This is a genomic window from Ruegeria sp. HKCCSP346, assembly GCF_017872595.1.
In the GTDB taxonomy this organism is placed as follows: Bacteria; Pseudomonadota; Alphaproteobacteria; order Rhodobacterales; family Rhodobacteraceae; genus Ruegeria.
In genome coordinates this window covers 571232-586199 of the sequence record NZ_JAEDOT010000001.1, presented here as the reverse complement: position 1 = coordinate 586199, position 14968 = coordinate 571232, and the positions used below count along the sequence as shown (strand labels likewise).

Sequence of the window (14968 nt, the reverse complement as noted above, 5' to 3'; positions counted from 1 at the left end):
TCTTCATACCTCCCTGTTGGACTACGGCCGAGCTTATAGCTCGGCCTTTTTTTTGGCTGGACCCTGCATTAAGTCAGCGAAAGCTCTGGGAAAAATACACGCATAGGCATATGATCCTCAAAAAACGATACAATTTCGTGTTTGAGGGAAAATACATGTTCCACCCACTCCGTCTGGTTTTGGCGCTCGTCTCCGCGTTATTCATGGCAGTGCCACTATATGCACAGGACTCCGGTTCAACTTCTACAGTGACCATCCCGGAAGACCTGACACCCGAGCAGGTCGACGATCTTGTTGCTCGCATGTCCGATGATCAGGTTCGCGCAATTCTGTTGGAACGCCTTGATGCCGTGGCGGAAAAACAAGCCGCCGAAAAAGCAAACGTAGAAGACCCGTTGACCGAGATAAGCGAGATCTGGGCTGAAATGGTCGCGTCCTGGACACATGTCCTGACCACGCTTCCCAACATAGTGACGGCGCAGATTACCGCGTTCAGCAATTTTAGCGATACGTTCGGATCGACCGGTGTCTTTACACTTATAGGGCTTGTCCTCTCTGTGCTTGTTGTCGGGTTCATTGCGGAAAAGCTGTTCATTTTCCTGACCCGACGCTGGCATGAAGCAACCGAAGCCGCGGACGAGGCCGACCTTTGGGGCGCCGTCAGATACCTGTTTCGCCGGTTCTGCCGCGAAATCGCCGGGCTGATCATTTTCTATGTCGTGATCCGCGCGGTTGGCCGCGGTCTTCTGACGACGGAACAGATCACCTATGCTGCACCGTTTGTATTCTATCTTATCTGGGTGCCGCGATTGGGTGCAGCAGCGTCCCGGTTTGTTCTGGCGCCGGAGAAGCCGCAATTTCGGTTGGTCAATATCGACGACCACTGGGCAAAGTACCTGCACCGTAACCTGATCGGTCTGTTGATCCTGATCGGGTTCACGCTGTTCGTCGTTCGGTTCAACGCACTCAATGGCGTCACGGGTGACGATACCCGCATTGGCTTCTGGCTGAACGCGGCAATTCACGTCTATATCGCCGCAATCGCCTGGACCGCGCGTGAAGGTCTGTCGCAGATGATGTTGGGGACAGACCCGGATCACACGAAATTCGATGAAGAAGTTGCACATTATTACCCCTATTTTGCCATCGGCGTTTCGGTGGCAATCTGGCTGCTGGTCGAGTTCCTGGTCGCGCAGCGTGATCCGGCAACATTGAGATTGCTGACCAGCGGCGCGCATTTCACGACGATGTTCTGGTTGTTGATTGCACCTGCGCTGGATACGCTGATCCGCGGTCTTGTGCGGCATTTGCAACCGCCAATGTCGGGCGAAGGCCCTCTTGCCGAACGCGCCTACCGTTCCGCGAAACGCAGCTACATCCGGATTGGTCGCGTTATCGCCGGCTTGGTCGTAGTTTTCATGATTGCACGCGTATGGCATCTTGACCTGCGCAATGTCGCTTCGGCCGGTGTCGGTGCCGAAGTCGGCGGTGCCGTGATCGAATTCCTGCTAATCATCGCCGTTGGCTATATCCTGAACGAGGTCGTCTCGCTCTGGATCAACCGCCGATTGGCCAAGGAACAGACTGCGGCCGAGGCGCTGGACGAAGAAGCAGGCGGTGAAGGCGGCGGTGCCGGCGGCTCTCGTCTGGCGACGGTTCTGCCCCTGATGCGGATCACGGCCCAGATTACGATTGCCGTGATTTTTGGCCTGCTGGCGCTGGGCGCATTGGGCATCAATATCACACCGCTTTTGGCCGGTGCCGGTGTTCTGGGTCTGGCGATCGGTTTTGGTGCGCAGAAGCTGGTTGCTGATATCGTGGGCGGGGTTTTCTTCCTGATCGACGATGCCTTCCGCGTCGGAGAATATGTCGATGTCGGCGGCACGATGGGCACTGTCGAGAAAATCTCGGTTCGCTCGATGCAGTTGCGTCACCATCGCGGCCCTGTACACACGATACCCTACGGTGAGATTCAGAAGCTGACAAATTTCAGCCGCGACTGGGTGATCATGAAGCTGAAATTCACCGTGCCGTTCGACACGGATCCCAACAAGGTCAAGAAGATCTTCAAGAAGATCGGTGCTGAGATGATGGAGGACGAGACCCACAAGGATGGCTTCCTGCAACCGTTCAAATCGCAAGGTGTGTTCGATTTTGACGATGTCGGCATGATCATCCGCGGCAAGTTCATGGCCAAGCCCGGCAAGCAGTTCACACTGCGCAAGGAGATCTTCAACCGGGTCAAGGCGGCCTTCAAGGAAAACGGCATCGACTTTGCCCGTCGCGAAGTGCGCGTTGCGATTCCGGGGCTGGACGACAATGAAAACCTAACCCCGGAACAAAAGACGGCTGTTGGTGCCGCAGCCGCAGCGCAGCTCAACAAGGATCAGGGATCGGCGTAAGCTTCGCGGTCCACGCCAGCTGCATGCACCCATTTTGGGACGCATTCATCCGGAACCGGCAGTGATGCCGGTTCCGTTTTTCTTTGAAAGACGCAACCTGCGCCGTCTTGACCCTTTCCACACGCGCGCGCTTGCCCTACAAGGCGCGCAATCTCGGCCCACTTGGACACAGGACAGAAGATGCAAGAGCCCGCCATCACACCCGATCTGATTGCCGCACACGGGCTCAAGCCCGAGGAATATGACATGATCCTCGAGATCATCGGGCGTGAACCTACTTTCACCGAGCTCGGCATTTTCTCGGCCATGTGGAACGAGCACTGTTCCTACAAATCTTCGAAGAAATGGCTGCGCACCCTGCCCACCTCTGGGCCCCAGGTGATCTGCGGACCCGGTGAAAACGCAGGCGTGGTGGACATTGGCGACGGTCAGGCCGTGGTCTTCAAGATGGAAAGCCACAACCACCCGTCTTACATCGAACCCTATCAGGGTGCGGCGACCGGCGTGGGGGGCATCCTGCGCGACGTCTTTACTATGGGCGCGCGTCCCATTGCGTCCATGAACGCATTGTCTTTTGGCGAACCCGGCCATCACAAGACCCGTCAACTGGTCAACGGCGTGGTCGAGGGCATCGGTGGCTATGGCAACTGCTTCGGTGTGCCTTGCGTCGGTGGCGAAGTGCGCTTCCACCCCGCATACAATGGCAACTGCCTTGTTAACGCCTTTGCCGCTGGTCTGGCCGACAGCGACAAGATTTTCTACTCGGCCGCGTCGGGCGTGGGTATGCCCGTCGTCTATCTGGGCGCAAAAACCGGGCGTGATGGTGTGGGTGGTGCAACCATGGCATCCGCCGAATTCGACGACACAATCGAAGAAAAGCGTCCCACCGTTCAGGTCGGCGACCCCTTCACCGAAAAACGCCTGATGGAGGCGACGCTGGAACTGATGCAGACCGGTGCGGTGATCTCGATCCAGGACATGGGCGCGGCGGGCCTGACCTGCTCGGCCGTTGAAATGGGTGACAAGGGTGGCCTTGGCGTGCGCCTTGATCTGGAAAACGTTCCTCAGCGCGAAGAAAACATGACAGCCTATGAAATGATGCTGTCCGAATCTCAGGAGCGTATGCTGATGGTCCTCAAGCCCGAGCTTGAGGCCGAGGCCCGCGCCGTGTTCGAAAAATGGGATCTTGATTTCGCAATCGTTGGCGAAACCATTGCCGAAGACCGCTTTCTGATCATGCATAACGGTGAAGTCAAAGCCGATCTGGTTCTGTCCAAACTGTCTTCTACCGCGCCGGAATACGACCGCCCATGGGAGCCTACGCCACAGGCAGAAGAACTGGCCGAAGTGCCCCAGATCGACCCGATTGACGGGCTGCGCGCCCTGCTCGCGTCGCCCAACTACGCAGGCAAGCAGTGGGTCTATGAACAGTACGACACCATGGTGATGGCGGATTCCGTCCGCACGCCGGGTCTGGGTGCGGGCATGGTCCGCGTCCACGGTACCGACAAGGTGCTTGCCTTCACATCCGACGTGACCCCGCGCTATGTGCGCGCAAACCCTTTTGAGGGCGGCAAACAAGCGGTGGCCGAAGCTTATCGCAACCTGACCGCCGTCGGAGCCAAACCGCTTGCCACGACGGACAACCTGAACTTCGGCAACCCCGAAAAGCCCGAGATCATGGGCCAGTTTGTCGGTGCCATACAGGGCATTGGCGCCGCGGTCGGCGCGTTGGATATGCCGATCGTGTCGGGCAACGTCTCTCTGTACAATGAGACCGACGGACAGGCCATTCTGCCGACCCCCACCATTGGCGCAGTCGGCCTGTTGCAGAACTCGGACGAGGTCATCGGCAACGAGGTACGCGAAGGCCACGTTGCGCTTGTGATCGGTGAAACCAAGGGGCATCTGGGTCAATCCGCCCTTCTGGCCGAGGTGTTCAACCGCGAAGACGGCGACGCCCCGCATGTCGATCTGGATGCCGAAAAGCGCAACGGTGATTTCATCCGCGCCAACTGCGAGATGATCAAGGCCTGCACCGACGTCAGCGATGGCGGCATCGCTCTGGCTGCCTTCGAACTGGCAGAAGCCGCAGGCGTTGGCGTATGTCTTGACGACGCCCCGACTGAATTCCTGTTCGGTGAAGATCAGGCCCGCTATCTTGTTGCGTGCAATTTCGATCAGGCCGAGGCATTGATGATTGCGGCCGGTCAGGCCGGCGTTCCACTGAATGCAGTTGGTCGTTTCACCGGCGATACTGTGAAGATCGGCAGCTCGGAAGCCTCGCTTGATGAACTTGCCGCGATTTACCGCAACAGCTTTGCCGAGGCTGTCGCCTAACAACGCAACGCGAATGCCAATCGAAACCCGCGCTGTGATCCGGTGCGGGTTTGGTTGTTTTTGCATGTGCCAGTGCTCTTGCACGCCCGGTTCATGCGCTCTACATCTTGGGAAAGACCTTCTGGAGTTATCTACATGCCGATGAGCGCCCACGAAATCGAACACCTGCTGCGCGAAGCCTTTCCCGACGCCGAGATTCAGGTCGGCGGAAATGACGGTGTTCATATGTCTGCCATGGTGGTGGATGAAAGCTTTCGCGGCAAAAACCGGGTTCAGCAACAGCGCGCTGTTTACGCAGCTCTGAAGGGCAAGATGGACGGCCCGGACGGAGAATTGCACGCGCTGGCGCTCACCACCAAAGTGCCGGAATAAGCTTCTCGGCTTCTTTCGAGGCGAACATATGACTCTCCCGTTGGAGAAACGAACAGGAAACGCAAAATGACCGACGTAAAAACCCAGATCGACGAAACCGTCAAAGCCAATGACGTGGTGCTGTACATGAAAGGCACCAAGGAAATGCCGCAATGCGGGTTTTCCTCACGCGTGGCTGGCGTGCTGAACTACATGGGCGTTGAATACACCGACGTAAACGTGCTGGCCGACGAGGAAGTGCGTCAGGGGATCAAGGATTATTCCGACTGGCCGACCGTGCCGCAGCTGTATGTCAAAGGCGAATTCGTAGGCGGTTGCGACATCATCACCGAGATGACCCTTTCGGGTGAGCTGGACACGCTTTTTGATGAAAACGGTGTCGGCTACAACAAGGAAGCAGCCGACAAAATCCGCGAAGCAAACGCGTAATCCTGCTTACCGGCTGGAACAATTCTGATAAATAGCCTGCTCATTGGCGGCGCCTGCCGCCAAATAGCTGATTGACGCGTTCCAACCTTTTGAGCGCAGGATATAGGTTCCTTCGGCTCCGAGAGATTCATAGCGGATGCCCGATCCGCTTTCGACCTGGCGCATCGCGACCAGAGTGTTGTCCACCATCGTCGCCGCCGCGCCTGAACCGTCGGGTGCGTTGAAATAGGTCACCGGCAACGGCACGCCGTTCTCGCAGGTAAAGGTGACAGACAGAATGTCGATTTCGGCGAGTGCAGATGTTGCCGGGAAAACAAGCAAAGCACCGCAGAAGAAATTGCGCAGATAGGTCATTGTGCCTTCTTCTCCTCGACGACGGAAGCCAGCGCTTCCGCACGTGCTGCCAGCTCGGCCAGCGTATCCGTGACGGATGGCGGCACCACCGCGACTTCAATACGTTCAGGTTCCGGCACGGGCGCATTTCTCAGCGATTGAAGCTCGGCCTCGGCCTCGGCCAGCCTGGCCTCCAGCGACTTGACCTTGTCTTCCGTTGCCGCCGTCTTGTCGGCCAGCAGCAGACCGGCCATCAGCAACATACGCGCTTCGGGCATCCGCCCAATCTGATCGGACAGAACCTGCGCTTCGTCATCCAGCATTTTGGCGGCCGCCTGCAGAAAGGGTTCTTCCCCGTCCCGGCAGGACACGTCAAAACCCCGCCCGCCAATATGAATGGTTACCTCGGGCATTACTCTACCTCACCTTCTACAAGTTTTGCCTGCGACAGCAGAGGTTCCAACCGTGCCAACACGGCCTGCGCTTCGGCGGCGTCCGAAGCCTGCGCCGCACGCGTCGCCTCAAGCTCGGCAACGGTGGCGCGGTTCAGCAATTCAGCATCCGTCAGCCCTTCTGCGGCCGCGGAACGCAACTCTTCTACGGAATTCCGCAACTGCTCGTTCGCCTTGCGCATACGTTGCAGATCGTCATCCAGCCGGGACATCGCAGCGCCATGGCTGGCCCGTTCGGCCCGCAGCATCTCAAGCTCGGCGCTCAGATCATCGACCCGTACCGTATCTTCAAGTTGTGCCTTGAGGCGGCTGTTTTCCGCCTCGACTTCTTTTGCCTGAGCAAGCAATTCACGCAATTGCTCAAGCTCGGCTTTCACCGCCGAAGGATCTTCGATGCCGTCAAGTTCGGCGCGCAGTCTTTCGTTCTCGGCCTTCAACGCGTCCAGTTCGGCATTGTTGTCCAAGGCCGCCTTGGCCTCGGCCAGCTCGGCGCGGGCCGCTTCGACAGACGCGATTTTCGCCCGGGCTTCTTCCAGCTCTGCGCGCAGCGCATCCGCGTCGGCGGCACCCGCTGGTTCCGTGCGCAGCTCCTCCAGATCGGCACGCAGCGCGTCCACTTGTTTTTCGTGCTGCTCTTTCAGGGTCTTCAGTCGTTCCTGAAGCTGCGCATTGGCAACTCTTTCGTCTTCAAGTTCGGCCTGAAGCCTCTCACTTACTTCAGCATTCCGGGACGCACCGCCCAACCCTTCGACGCCCGCACTGATACGATCCATCGCAGCAATAATGCGGTGCTGTAGTTCCTCTAACTGGCTCATGCCCCTGTCACCTCTTTATCAAGGTTCATTCTGTCGCGAAGTGATCCGAATCAAAACCGAATCCCGCTTGCCGACAGTCTAACGGAATGCGACAGAAAATACCCACTGTTTGGTTTCAATCACTTGGGCCTCGCTCTTCACCTATCGGGCGTTGCCAAAGCCCGGTTCCGCTTGCACTTTGGGTGCTGAATGGTATTGAGCGCGCAATCTGCTTTTTATCCAAAGGAACAACGCCCGTGGACCTGACTGCGCTGCGCAAAGCCAACCCCGAACACTGGGACAAAGCTGCGGCCATCCGCACCCTGACCCTTGACGCCGTCGCCGCCGCAAATTCCGGCCATTCCGGCATGCCGATGGGCATGGCCGATGTTGCGACCGTTCTGTTCGAAAAGCACCTGAAATTCGACGCCTCGGCCCCGAACTGGCCGGACCGCGATCGGTTCATCCTGTCGGCTGGTCACGGTTCGATGCTGGTCTATTCACTTCTCTATCTCACCGGTCATGCCGACGTGACGCTGGAAGAGATCAAGAATTTCCGCCAGTTGGGCGCCAAGACCGCGGGCCACCCAGAAAACTTTCTGATCGATGGTGTTGAAACCACGACCGGCCCGCTTGGTCAGGGTATCTCGAATGCCGTGGGATTCGCCATGGCCGAGGAAATCCAGCGCGCGCATTACGGCAAGAAGGTCGTGGATCACTATACTTACGTGATCGCGGGCGACGGCTGTCTGATGGAAGGCGTCAGTCAGGAAGCGATCACTTTGGCCGGCCGCCATGAGCTGAGCAAACTGATCGTCTTCTGGGACAACAACAACATCACCATCGACGGCACTGTCGATATCGCTGATCGCACCGATCAGGTCCGCCGGTTTGCGGCCTCTGGCTGGCACGTGATTGAAATCGACGGCCATGACCCCAAGGCCATCGATGCGGCCATTGTTCAGGCGAAAAAGTCCAAAAAACCAACCATGATCGCCTGTGAAACCCATATCGCTCTGGGTCATGCTGCGCAGGACACCTCGAAAGGTCATGGGGCACTGACGGATCAGGATCAGCTGAAAGCCGCGAAAGAGGCCTATGGTTGGCCGCACGACACATTCGAAGTTCCAGCCAACGTCAAATCCGCTTGGGAAGCCATTGGTGCACGCGGCGCAGACGAACGTGGGGCTTGGGAAGAACGTTTTGCCCAGCTTTCCGAGAGGAAACAGGCCGAATTCAAACGCGCCTATGCATTTGAGGCCCCCAAGCGGCTGGCTGGCGCCATTCGTGCGTTCAAAAAGCAGATGTCTGAAGAGCAGCCGAAACTGGCCACCCGCGCCTCGTCCGAAAAAGTTCTGAACGTCGTGAACCCGATCATGACCGAGACTGTTGGCGGCTCGGCTGACCTGACCGGATCGAACAACACAAAATCGGCTGATATGGGCGTGTTCCTGCCGGAAAACCGCAAGGGCCGCTATATCCATTACGGCATTCGCGAGCACGGCATGGCCGCTGCGATGAACGGCATGGCGCTGCACGGCGGTATCCGCCCCTATGGCGGTACCTTCATGGCCTTCACCGATTATGCCCGCCCATCCATGCGGCTGGCGGCGCTGATGAAGATCCCGTCGGTTTTCGTAATGACCCATGACTCGATCGGTCTGGGCGAGGACGGTCCGACCCACCAGCCGGTGGAACATCTGGCCATCTCGCGCGCGACGCCGAACACCTATGTGTTCCGCCCCGCCGATACGATCGAAACCGCCGAAGCCTGGGAACTGGCGCTGACCTTCAAGGACAGCCCCTCGGTCCTGTCGCTGACCCGCCAGGGCGTGCCGACCGTGCGCAAGGATCACAAGACCAAGAACCTGACCGCACAAGGCGCCTATGTTCTGGCCGAGGCCGAGGGCAAGCGTCAGGCGATCCTGATTGCAACAGGTTCCGAGGTTTCGCTGGCCATGGAAGCCAAAGCGATGCTCGAAGCCGAAGGCATCGGCACCCGCGTCGTCTCGATGCCCTGCATGGAGCTGTTCGCCGAGCAGGACGAAGCCTATCGCAAGCGGGTACTGCCTGCCGGTCCGGTCCGCGTCGGCATCGAGGCCGCCGTGCGCGCCGGTGGCTGGGATCGCTGGCTGCTGGGCGAGCGTGGCCGCGAAGCCAAGGCAGGCTTCATCGGCATGTCCAGCTTTGGCGCCTCGGCCCCTGCCGGTGAACTGTACAAGCATTTCGGCATTACGGCCGAAGCAACTGTGGCCAAGGTCAAAGAATTGTTGGGACTGTAAGACAGTCCCTTCTGATCGAGCAAAGGGCGGCTTTGGCCGCTCTTTTCATTTTGGTTTCAATGCGTTTCGGATTTGCTGAACAGGGGCATGATTATCTTGGTTGCCACCGGGATCAAAACCAATCCCCAAGCCAAACCAAATACGCCATCCATCGTGGCCTTGGATACCCACTCAACCGCACCAACCCATTGATCAGACACGGAATGTCCAATGGCATAGGCCCAATCATGGATATGATGTCCCAGCCAGCCAAAACCCAGAACCTCCATCCCGTGGATGACGATCGAGCCCCCCACCCACAGCATCGCGGCAGTTCCGACAATGGACAGTGTTTTCATCACCCCGGGCATTGCCTTGACCAACCCTCGGCCCAGACCGCGACCGATAGGTGTTGGCGCGTTCTGCGCCAGAAAAAGTCCCACATCATCCATTTTCACGATCAACGCGACGGATCCATAGACGGCCACCGTCACGCCGATCCCGACAACAGCCAGCGTCGCGGCCTGCATCCACAGGTTCGGGGCTTCGATCGCCGCCAGTGCAATGGTCATGATCTCGGCAGACAGGATGAAATCAGTCTTGATGGCGCCCTTGACCTTTTGCTCCTCCAGGTGGCCCGGATCGCGGATTTTCATGTCGTCCTCAATCACATGGCTGCCATGAGGAAACAGAACATGAAAAATCTTCTCGGCCCCTTCAAAACACAAATATGACCCGCCAAGCATCAACAAGGGCGTGATCAGCCACGGCGCAAAATTGGCCAGCAACAAGGCGACGGGCAGCAAGAGTATGATCTTGTTGAAGATCGACCCGCGCGCAATGCGCCAGATGATCGGCAACTCGCGCGCCGGGGCGAAACCCTGCACATATTTCGGCGTCACCGCTGCGTCATCGATGATCACACCGGCGGTTTTGGCCCCTGCTTTGCCTGCCGCCGCAACCACATCGTCCACTGATGCCGCCGCAACCTTGGCAATGCCCGCCACATCATCCAACAGGGCCAAAAGACCACTCATCGCGTTTCCCTTCAATCTGCTGTCGCCAACCGGACCCTACCTGATCTAACGGCTAGCGCAAGCGTTAGCGCAACCGGCGCAGGTTTGCGCTAACACCTTAAAAATATGCCGCTTTTGCCCTTTTGAGATTCCCTTTTCGCCGTTATATGGCCCTCAAAGCAAGCGCATCTGGAGACGTCATATGACCATCAAGGTCGGTATCAATGGTTTTGGCCGTATTGGCCGCTGCACCCTGTCGCACATCGCCGCGTCCGGGCGCAACGACATCGAAGTGATCAAAGTCAACGCAACTGGCCCGTTGGAAACCTCGGCGCATCTGTTGAAATATGACAGTGTTCACGGGCGTTTTCCGCGCGACGTCACCATTGACGGCAATACCATGGATCTGGGTCGCGGCCCGATGCAGATGTTCTCGACCTACGACATGACCGAGTTGGACTGGGAAGGCTGTGACGTCGTCCTCGAATGCACCGGCAAGTTCAACGATGGCCTGAAGGCCAAAACGCATCTGGAACGTGGCGCCGGCAAGGTACTGCTGTCGGCTCCGGGCAAGAACGTGGACAAGACCATCGTTTTCGGCGTCAATCACAACACGCTGGCCGCCAATGACAACATGGTATCGAACGGTTCGTGCACGACCAACTGCCTCGCCCCGCTGGCAAAGGTGCTGGATGAGGGCGTCGGTATCGAACACGGTATCATGACGACCATCCACGCCTACACAGGCGACCAGCCGACACTGGACCGTCGCCACAGCGACCTCTACCGCGCCCGCGCTGCTGCAATGTCGATGATCCCGACCTCGACCGGCGCCGCCAAGGCGCTGGGTGAAGTTCTGCCGAACCTGAAAGGCCGCCTGGACGGTTCCGCCATTCGCGTCCCAACCCCGAATGTTTCGGCGGTGGACCTGACGTTCCGTGCCTCACGCGACACAAGCACGGCGGAAATCAACGCGATCGTCGAAGAGGCCGCCAAAGGCCCGATGCAGCGCGTTCTGGGATATGAGCCCGCTCCGCTGGTGTCGACCGACTTCAACCACACCGAGGAAAGCTCGATCTTTGCACCGGATCAGACCCGCGTCGTCGATGACCGCATGGTCCGCGTTCTGGCCTGGTATGACAATGAATGGGGCTTCTCGGTTCGTATGGCCGACGTAGCTGTTGCGATGGGCCGCCTTAACTGACCCTTCGGACTTCGCTTGTACCTTGATGCCCGCTCAGGTTATCTGAGCGGGCATTTTACGTTCGGGACAGCCATGACCAACCAAATCGCTATCTGGCTCGGCCTTCTTCTTCTCGGCGTTATCATGTTGGATGTAGCGCTGTACGGCACCGAACATCTGCTTTTCCTCGGAAAGAAGCTTTACGACTTTCTGGACTGGCTCGCTTTCTGGCGCTGACAGAGGTTTTCCTTGACATTTCGCTTGATCTGTCATTGTTAGCGCTAACTCATCTTACTGAGACATTTGGACGGAGCAGACCATGACCTTGAAACTGGCGATCAACGGATTTGGACGGATCGGGCGCGGGGTTCTGCGCGCGGTGATGGAAAGCGGACGTACAGACGTTGAGATCGTCGCGATCAACGATCTTGGAAAACCCGAAATGAACGCGCACCTGTTTGAATTTGACAGCGTTCACGGCCGCTATCCCAACCCGGTTACGCTCAGCGATGCAGGTCTGGACGTGGGTCGTGGTCCAATTCGGCTGAGTAGCGAGCGCAACCCCGAGGATCTGCCCTGGTCGGATATTGACGTCGTTCTGGAATGTACGGGTGTGTTTCGTACGCGCGAGGCGGCGGAACGTCACTTCAAGAACGGATCCCGGAAAGTTCTGATCTCTGCCCCGGCCCGAGGTGACGGCGGTGTGAAAACCATCGTCTTTGGCGTCAACGATGGCGAACTGACCGCCGATGATCTGGTGGTGTCAAACGCATCCTGCACCACCAACTGCCTGTCTCCTGTTGCTGCCGCTCTGGATGCCGGCCTTGGTATCAAGCACGGCAACATGACCACTGTTCACGCTTACACTGCCAGCCAGCCGGTGCATGATACAGTGGGAAAAGATCCCTACCTGTCCCGAGCGGCAGCGCTGTCGATGATCCCCACGACAACCGGTGCGGCCGCTGCCGTGGGCCTGGTGCTGCCGCAACTCAAAGGAAAACTGACCGGTCAGGCCATCCGCGTTCCAACCCCGAATGTCTCGGTCGTTGATCTTGTGGCCGAGGTTTCACGCTCCACGACCGAAGAAGAGGTCAACCAACTGTTCGTCGATGCGGCTGCCAAAATCCCCGGCGTTCTTGCCGCGGAAAGCCGTCCTCTGGTTTCCATCGACTTCAATCACGACCCGCACAGCTCGACCGTGTCACTGGCTGAAACCAAGGTTACTGATGGCACGCTGGTTCGTGTGCTGGCGTGGTATGACAATGAATGGGGCTTTTCGAACCGGATGCTTGATACGGCGGCCGCAATGGGTGCCCTAGCCTAACCTTTTTTTCAGCGCATCATTGACACGGGGCGTGACGAATTTCGACACGTCCCCGTTCAACCGGGCGATTTCCTTCACCAGCTTGGACGCGATCGCCTGATGGCGCGCTTCGGCCATCAGGAACACGGTCTCGATCGAATCGTCCAGAGCCCGGTTCATGCCGACCATCTGAAACTCGTATTCGAAATCGGCAACCGCACGCAGGCCGCGCACGATGATTTGTGCGCCTACATCCCGCGCACAATCAATCAGCAGGTTTTCGAAGGGGTGCGCGATGATTTCGGTTCCGGTCTGCTCGGACAGCCGGGCGCATTCCGCTTCGATCATGGCCACGCGCTCTTCCAGCGAGAACAGAGGGCCCTTGTCCCGGTTGATGGCCACACCGATAACCAGTTTGTCCACCAAAGCTGCCGCCCGACGGATGATATCAATGTGCCCCATGGTGATGGGATCAAAGGTTCCAGGATACAATCCAACCCGCATCGCGCCCTCCTGCGCAACAAAATTTCTGCGCAAGCAAACATAACTTTGCTGCAGGTGCAAGTGATTGCTTGGGCAACCCCTGTCGTCAGTGCCCCATTATCATGCCTTCAAGGGCATCTTTTTCCATCGCAAGTTCGGAAAGCTGAGCCTTCACCACATCACCCAAAGTGACAATGCCTACGAGTTTTCCGTCTTCAACCACCGGCATGTGGCGAAATCGCCCCTCTGTCATACGGGACATGATGTCTTCCACGGTGGTCTGGCGCGTCGCCGTGACGAGGTTCTGGGTCATATAAGACTTAACCGGTTGGTTCAGACAACCACTGCCGCTGGCCGCCAATTCCCGGACGATGTCACGTTCTGACAGGATGCCGACCGCGGTATTGCCACCATCGTCGGAAACAACGACCGTACCGATGCGCTTGTCCGCAAGAATCTTCGAGGCCTCTGAGACTGTCGCCGTTGACGCCACGGTCACGACACCATCTGTCGCTTTGGACTTCAGGATGGCCTGAACTAGCATGAAGAATACCTCCGGAATAATAACACTTATTCCAAAGCGTTGCGCGATTGCCGCGACCTGTCAAGCGTCGGGGCCTGCTTCCAAACGAAGCACTTCATCGCGAATACCGCGTGTCAGGGCATCCGCAAAGCGGTTCAACCGCTCGTTGCGCTGGTCACCCTGATGCCTGACCAGATAGAAGCTGCGCGTCAAACTCACTTGATCCGTCAGGATTTTCCGAAGCCCCGGGTGGAATGGCAACGTGAAATCATGCGCCACGCAAACCCCTGTTCCCAGGCAGACCTGCCGCAGTTGAACCGATACCGAATTCGATGCAAGAGCGACACGGTCAACGCCAATGTCATTCAGGTAGTCAAGTTCCCGGTCAAAGATCATATCAGGGATATAGCCGATCAACCTGTGGCCCTTCAGGTCAGCTATGCTCCGGATCGGATCATGTCGCTTCAGATACTCTTCGGTCGCGACCATGTGCAGCTTGTAGTCGCTGATTTTCTTCACCAGCAGCTGACCGGCGGTCGGCGCACTGACCGTAACCGCCATATCCGCCTCGCGACGGGACAGGTTGATCACACGCGGAAGCGCCAGGATCTGAATGTCCAGATCAGGGTTTGCGTCGCTGATTTTGGCACACACCTGCGGCAGCAGATAGTTGGCACTGCCGTCCGGCGCGCCAATCCGGATTTGCCCGCTCAGGGTTTTCGTTGGTCCTGTTACCGCCCCGGCCGCCGCGCGCATCGCTTCTTCTGCGTGCAGCCCGTGTTCCAACAGCCGCTGTCCCGCCGGGGTCAGAACATAGCCTTGCTGCGACTTGGTGAACAATGTGGAATCCAGCGTCGCCTCCAGGCGCGCAATGCGCCGACCAACGGTGGCCGGGTCGATCTTCAGGATACGACCAGCGGATGACAGGCTTTCCTCGCGCGCGACAGCCAAGAATATCCGCATATCATCCCAGTTTGGGGTCATTTTGATCCCTTTTGCATTTTTGCAAAACTCTTTTGAGACATTGCCTCTGTTCGCGGGATTTCTGCAAGCCTATTCTGCGCGCAAATCTATCGG

The 14968-nt window shown here is 58.0% G+C and carries 15 protein-coding genes; 8 read left to right on the top strand and 7 right to left on the bottom strand.

The features are described from left to right. Nucleotides 1–155: 155 nt before the first annotated feature. The 4 genes from I9185_RS02885 (at nucleotide 156) to grxD (ending at nucleotide 5543) form a co-directional block, all read left to right on the top strand. Nucleotides 156–2402: a mechanosensitive ion channel domain-containing protein gene (locus I9185_RS02885; protein ID WP_210092308.1), complete on the top strand. Its 2247-nt coding sequence runs from the start codon at nucleotides 156–158 to the stop codon at nucleotides 2400–2402. 180 nt (nucleotides 2403–2582) lie between these two features. Beyond that, complete coding sequence (purL, locus tag I9185_RS02880) at nucleotides 2583–4742, top strand: phosphoribosylformylglycinamidine synthase subunit PurL (protein ID WP_210092307.1); 2160 nt, start codon at nucleotides 2583–2585, stop codon at nucleotides 4740–4742. A 135-nt stretch (nucleotides 4743–4877) separates the two neighbouring features. Further along, on the top strand, nucleotides 4878–5114 hold the full coding sequence (locus tag I9185_RS02875; RefSeq protein WP_152457878.1) for a BolA/IbaG family iron-sulfur metabolism protein: 237 nt from the start codon (nucleotides 4878–4880) through the stop codon (nucleotides 5112–5114). Between the two features lie 66 nt (nucleotides 5115–5180). Continuing rightward, on the top strand, nucleotides 5181–5543 hold the full coding sequence (gene grxD, locus I9185_RS02870) for a Grx4 family monothiol glutaredoxin (protein ID WP_171632707.1): 363 nt from the start codon (nucleotides 5181–5183) through the stop codon (nucleotides 5541–5543). A 6-nt stretch (nucleotides 5544–5549) separates the two neighbouring features. Here grxD and I9185_RS02865 read toward each other — a convergent pair whose 3' ends face one another. From I9185_RS02865 to I9185_RS02855, 3 genes are read right to left on the bottom strand one after another with little or no spacing between them, the layout of a single operon-like run. Beyond that, nucleotides 5550–5897, bottom strand: coding sequence for an MliC family protein (locus I9185_RS02865; RefSeq protein ID WP_171723341.1), 348 nt, complete (start codon nucleotides 5895–5897; stop codon nucleotides 5550–5552). Then, nucleotides 5894–6289: a cell division protein ZapA gene (locus tag I9185_RS02860; protein ID WP_171632712.1), complete on the bottom strand. Its 396-nt coding sequence runs from the start codon at nucleotides 6287–6289 to the stop codon at nucleotides 5894–5896. The genes I9185_RS02865 and I9185_RS02860 overlap by 4 nt, the downstream gene beginning before the upstream one ends. Further along, on the bottom strand, nucleotides 6289–7143 hold the full coding sequence (locus I9185_RS02855; protein WP_171723342.1) for a hypothetical protein: 855 nt from the start codon (nucleotides 7141–7143) through the stop codon (nucleotides 6289–6291). The genes I9185_RS02860 and I9185_RS02855 overlap by 1 nt, the downstream gene beginning before the upstream one ends. Nucleotides 7144–7379: 236 nt before the next feature. On the opposite strand from I9185_RS02855, the gene tkt reads away from it, so the two are divergent. Further along, entirely contained in the window at nucleotides 7380–9404 is a 2025-nt protein-coding gene (tkt, locus tag I9185_RS02850; protein WP_171723343.1) for a transketolase, read from the top strand. 56 nt (nucleotides 9405–9460) lie between these two features. Here tkt and I9185_RS02845 read toward each other — a convergent pair whose 3' ends face one another. Further along, nucleotides 9461–10420 (bottom strand): DUF808 domain-containing protein, encoded by a 960-nt coding sequence (locus I9185_RS02845; RefSeq protein ID WP_171632720.1) that lies wholly within the window; start codon nucleotides 10418–10420, stop codon nucleotides 9461–9463. A 181-nt stretch (nucleotides 10421–10601) separates the two neighbouring features. Between I9185_RS02845 and gap (I9185_RS02840) the strand changes: the two genes are divergently transcribed. The 3 genes from gap (I9185_RS02840) to gap (I9185_RS02830) all read left to right on the top strand — a co-directional run bounded on the left by gap (I9185_RS02840) (nucleotide 10602) and on the right by gap (I9185_RS02830) (nucleotide 12906). Continuing rightward, nucleotides 10602–11603: a type I glyceraldehyde-3-phosphate dehydrogenase gene (gene gap / locus I9185_RS02840; protein WP_152457871.1), complete on the top strand. Its 1002-nt coding sequence runs from the start codon at nucleotides 10602–10604 to the stop codon at nucleotides 11601–11603. A gap of 72 nt (nucleotides 11604–11675) precedes the next feature. Beyond that, nucleotides 11676–11819 carry a hypothetical protein gene (locus I9185_RS02835; RefSeq protein ID WP_171632722.1) on the top strand — a complete coding sequence of 48 codons (144 nt, stop codon included), beginning with the start codon at nucleotides 11676–11678 and terminating at the stop codon, nucleotides 11817–11819. A gap of 82 nt (nucleotides 11820–11901) precedes the next feature. After that, complete coding sequence (gap, locus tag I9185_RS02830) at nucleotides 11902–12906, top strand: type I glyceraldehyde-3-phosphate dehydrogenase (protein ID WP_210092306.1); 1005 nt, start codon at nucleotides 11902–11904, stop codon at nucleotides 12904–12906. Here gap (I9185_RS02830) and coaD read toward each other — a convergent pair. From coaD to I9185_RS02815, 3 genes are all read right to left on the bottom strand, one after another. Then, on the bottom strand, nucleotides 12898–13389 hold the full coding sequence (coaD, locus tag I9185_RS02825; protein WP_152457869.1) for a pantetheine-phosphate adenylyltransferase: 492 nt from the start codon (nucleotides 13387–13389) through the stop codon (nucleotides 12898–12900). The genes gap (I9185_RS02830) and coaD overlap by 9 nt on opposite strands. 85 nt (nucleotides 13390–13474) lie before the next feature. Beyond that, the gene (locus tag I9185_RS02820) at nucleotides 13475–13912 is read right to left on the bottom strand and encodes a CBS domain-containing protein (protein ID WP_171632726.1); all 438 of its coding nucleotides are present in this window, start codon (nucleotides 13910–13912) and stop codon (nucleotides 13475–13477) included. Between the two features lie 60 nt (nucleotides 13913–13972). Next, entirely contained in the window at nucleotides 13973–14875 is a 903-nt protein-coding gene (locus I9185_RS02815) for a LysR family transcriptional regulator (protein WP_152457867.1), read from the bottom strand. Nucleotides 14876–14968 lie beyond the last annotated feature (93 nt).